Consider the following 4,580-nt stretch of genomic DNA (forward strand, 5'->3'; position numbering starts at 1 on the left):
GGGTGTAGTAGCTGCCGGTGGTCTTGCGCTCGGTGCCGGCGACGAGGTCGAAGAAGGCTGAGGGCTGAGGGCTGAGGGCTGATGTGATCGGAGCATCAGCCCTCAGCCCTGAGCCCTCAGCCCTCAGCCCTGAGCCCTCAGCCCTCAGCCTTCCGCCCTCAGCCCTGATCACCGGGCGATAGTCGAGCAGGCTCTCGTAGACGCTGCCCAGCTCCTCCACGTCGAGCGCGCCGTAGTTGACGCGGCGCAGGGCCTTGCTCTCCTTCTCGCGGTAGAGCGAGAGGGCGCGCACGGCGGCCAGCAGCTCGCGGTTGGTCAGGTGGGTATCCGTGGTCAGGGCGGCGCAGGCAGCATCGCTGAAGAGATCGCCGTCGAGCGGGGCCAGCCCGAGGCGGCGCGGGGCGACCTCGTCACTGCCCTCAAGCAGGCGGAAGGTCGTCAGCAGGCCGGCCCAGAGGTCGGTGTAGGAGCCACGGCCCGTGCCGGAGGTCTCAGCCAGGCGGCGCAGCCGGCCCAGGCTGTAGTGCTCGCGGTAGATGGCGAGTCGTCGGTCGGGCGCGGGACGGTAGGCGGCGGGCGAGAGGATGTCGCCCTCATCCTCGTCATTGGCGGTCGCGATCAGGCCGCGCTCCTCGGCCACCATCAGGAAGAGCAGGCGGTAGACCAGGCGCAGCAGCTGGCGGTAGTAGCCGAGCGGCGTCAGGCTGCCGTCGCCGTCGCCCTCCGCGCCGCCGCGCACGAGCTTGGCGCGCAGCGCGGCGTTGGCCGGGTGGCGCAGCAGGCCGTCGCCGAGCAGCTTCAGGGCCGACTCCACCCCATCGCGCAGACCCTCGCGCACGCGGCCGCCGGCCTCGACGGCCTGCTGGTGGTACTTCTCCAGCAGACATGCGGCGGCATCATCGGCGCCCACGGGCATACGCGAGCGGTGGAGCAGGCGGTAGAGCAGGGCGAACTCGGAGAACTTCTCGCCCTCCAGCATCGCGCGCAGGTCAAACTCGACATAGGTCGGGCGGGTGAAGCGCGAGGAGTCGCGCAGCAGGCGCAGGCGCTCGCCGTTGGTGACAATGCCCCAGAGCTGCTCGGTGCTGTTGAGGTACTCCTGCACGAGGGCGTGGGGCGAGAGGCGCGGGCGACCCGAGGGCGGGCGGGCGTCGAGGCTGTTGCGGATGCTCTCGATATGCACAGGCGGCGTATCATCGGCCTCGCCGGCGCGGTGGGAGATGGCGTAGGTACGGCCCTGGACGACGTAGGCGCTGCGGTTGCGGGCCAGCTGGTAGCCGAGCACGCGCAGCAGCGGCAGCACCCACTGCTCGCGGGTCTCCGAGGTGGCCGTCTCGCCGGCGGGCAGGTCGGCCAGGTATGACTGGAAGAGCGCCCACTGGCCGCGCGCGGCCTGCCACGCCGCCGAGATGCGGTCGGAGAGATTGCGGGTGCGCTCCAGGCCGAAGTCCTCGGGGCGCTGGCCGACCAGCTCGCCGGCGGCGACCGCGTCGAGGATATCGCTGGGCAGCAGCCCGCCCTCGGTGACGATGGTTGTGTGGGGCATAGGTATTCACCACAACGGTAGAAAGGCCGGAAGGTTCACCACAGAGGCACAGAGGCACAGAGTTTTTATATTAGTGTCCGGCCTCTGTGTCTCTGTGCCTCTGTGGTGGCTTGCTCATATTCACCACAGAGGCACAGAGGCACAGAGTTTTTAGAGAACGCGACGGACGATGCCTTGCTTGAGAACCGGGACGTTGAAGTTGATCAGCAGGCCAATCTTCATCTCGCTCAGGCGCAGGTACGTGAGGAGCTGCGCCTCGTGAATAGGGAGAATCTGCTCGACAGCTTTCAGCTCTAGCAGAACCGTTTGTGCAACGACAAGATCTAGCCGGTAGCCGCAATCGAGGTTGACGCCTTTGTAGGTGAGCGGGAGAGGCACCTGCCGTTGGAAGACCAGTCGGCGCAGGCCAAGCTCATGGCAGAGGCACTCTTCGTACGCCGACTCAAGCAGGCCCGGCCCCAGGGCACGATGAACTTCGATTGCCGCGCCGATAATGGTATGGGTAAGCTGTGCTTGTTCATCCATCCTCTGTGTCTCTGTGTCTCTGTGGTGAACTCGGCCCGGCCTCTGTGATTAGCTCATGCTTGGTAGCAGCACGTACAGGCCAAGCACATCAGGCGGGCCAGCTGGGCGCACGCGCATCGCGCCGCCGCCGGTCTGGGCGCGCACGCGCATATGCGACTCGCGGAGGTGGGCGGCTCGCTCCTCGGCGACCCGTCTCAGCTCGCTGGCAAGCGGGAGCAGCTCGTCGCGGGCGGCGCTGAGCGCAATGGCGCGCTCGTCGGGCGTGAGATTGGCGGCGGCCTGGGCCTGCTCCAGCAGCGCGAGGGCGTCGGGCTGGCTGAGCCATGCGGGGGCGGCGGGCTGCCCGCTGAAGCCAACCACGACCAGCTCCTCGGCCAGGGATGGGGCGCGCTGGCGGGCGCTCTCAATGAGCATCCGCACCCGCAGCAAGAGCAGGCGCGTGCGCTTCGGCACCGCGCGGGTACGGATGACCCCGGAGCGCGCGGCAATGGGCTCGACGCCATCGGGGGCCAGGGCCGTCTCCATCAGGTACTCGGCGAGGGCGACCACGAGCGGGTGGTTGCGCCCCAGGCTCTCTACGCCCTCAGGCGCAGGGTCGGCGAACGACACCGCGACCTCGCCGCTCTTTCCGCCCAGGTGCGCGACGCGCTCGCGGACTGGCTCTGGCAGCTGGCCGAGGCTGAGGCTCAGCACCCCGCCCTTCCGCGGCGTGAGGGTAGCACCAAGGCGGGCGCAGGCGGCGGTGACAAAGCGCTCGACCGCAGCGGCATCGCCAAGCACGGCGTCGGTCTCCTCCAGCTCGCGGGCTACCTCCTCGGGCTTGATCCGGCGCTGGGCGAAGCGGGTGCGGCTCTCCTGCTCGCGCTCCACTGCCCGATCCCAGGCCGTCTCGACATCGCGCACCTCGTGGGCCGCGTCCAGCAGCGTCATCTGGCGGGCGGTGTCGAACAGGGCCAGCTGCTCGACGGTGGGCTGGAAGAGCGACGCGATCAGGGCCTCGACCACCGTGCCGCTCTCCACCGGCAGGGGCACGGTGATACCGAGGGTCTTATGAATGCGCACCGCCTTGCGCAGCAGCACCTTCATCACCGCCTCGTCCATCGGGTTGTCCTGGCCGTAGAGCAAGGCGGTGCGCACCGTCGGTCGGCGCTGGCCATAGCGATCCACGCGCCCCTCACGCTGCTCCAGGCGGTTCGGGTTCCAGGGCAGGTCGTAGTGGACCACGGCGTCGAATCCGCCCTGGAGGTTGATGCCCTCGCTGAGACAGTCGGTGGCGACCAGTAGGCGGCGCGGGCTCGCCTCCAGCTCGGCGATGAGCGCCTCGCGTTCCTCCTCAGAGCGCTCGCCCGTGACCGACAGCACACGGAGGCCAGCCTGGCGCCCGAGGCTCTTGCTCAGCTCGGCGGCGACATAGTCGGCCGTGGCGATGTAGCGGCAGTAGATAATCGGGTTGAAGCCGTCGCGCAGCAGGTCGCCGGTCACCTGGATCAGTCGCTGGAGCTTCGGGTCATCCTTGCCGCGCAGCTCGGCGGCGCGGGCAGCGAAGCGGCTGAGCCGGGCGCGCTCACTTGGCGGGCTGCCCTGCGCCACAATGCTGCTCGGCTCCTGGTCTTGCGCCCCCTCCTGGTCGGTCGGGTCGTAGACATAGCCACGCAGCAGCTCCTCGCTCTCGCCCCCATCACCCGCAGGCTCAACATCCTCCATCCCGGCGGCGCGCAGGCGCAGGGCCTTCTCGGCGGCGGCGGGGCTGCTCATCACACAGCGCAGCAGGGCCAGGGCCGCCCAGTAGCGGGCGCGCTGCCGCCAGACGCGCTGGCTGGTGCCGAGCCCGCTCTCCTGTATCAGCTCCTTGGTGAAGGTGAAGACCTCGTCGAAGAGCGTGCGATAGGCCGAGGTGCGGGGTATCGTGTATGTCACCTCCGCCGACTCACGGACGGGGAAGGGCGTCACATCGCTTGCCCCAAGCCAGCGCTGCACATCGCCACGGCGGCGCTGCACAAAGTAGCGGGACAGGGTATCGCGCTCCGGCTCGCTGAGCTTGCTGGGGTCGAGCTTCCCAAAGCGCGGGTCGAGCAGACCGAGCAGGCTGGTGAAGGCGTCCTCCACGCCCGAGTGCGGCGTCGCGGTGAGCAGGATCAGATGGCGCTCAACGTGCGCGGTGGTCAGCTCGCGCACCAGCTCGTAGCGCTGCTGCTGGGCGGCGCTGCCGCCCATGCCGACGGCGGCGTGGGCCTCGTCCACAATCACCAGCTCGGGGGCGGCGCGCAGGAAGCTGTCGCGGCGGCGGTCGCTCTTCACGTAGTCGATGCTGGCCACCGTGATCGGGAAGTGCTCCCAGACACTCACATCGCCACGGGGCAGGCTGCGCTCCAGCGCGGCGGCGGTGCTGGAGCGCACCACGGTGGCCTCCAGGGCAAACTTCTCCGCCAGCTCGCGCTGCCACTGGTCGCAGAGGTGGGGCGGGCAGAGCACGGTGAGCCGGCTGATCTCGCCCCGGTCAAGCAGCTCG

2 protein-coding genes and 1 pseudogene are annotated in these 4,580 nt (G+C 69.2%); all 3 read right to left on the reverse strand.

Features of this window, described 5'->3' with window-relative positions; genetic code table 11:
• Window positions 1–1,546 (reverse strand): annotated as a pseudogene (locus K2Z83_RS21235) (hypothetical protein); the annotation flags it as partial.
• Between the two features lie 150 nt (window positions 1,547–1,696).
• Entirely contained in the window at window positions 1,697–2,071 is a 375-nt protein-coding gene (locus tag K2Z83_RS21240; RefSeq protein WP_220597193.1) for a GxxExxY protein, read from the reverse strand.
• Between the two features lie 48 nt (window positions 2,072–2,119).
• Window positions 2,120–4,580: helicase-related protein (locus K2Z83_RS21245; protein WP_220597194.1), on the reverse strand; the 2,461-nt coding region annotated here is incomplete at its 5' end.

Source organism: Oscillochloris sp. ZM17-4, from assembly GCF_019599295.1.
Classification (GTDB): domain Bacteria; phylum Chloroflexota; class Chloroflexia; order Chloroflexales; family Chloroflexaceae; genus Oscillochloris.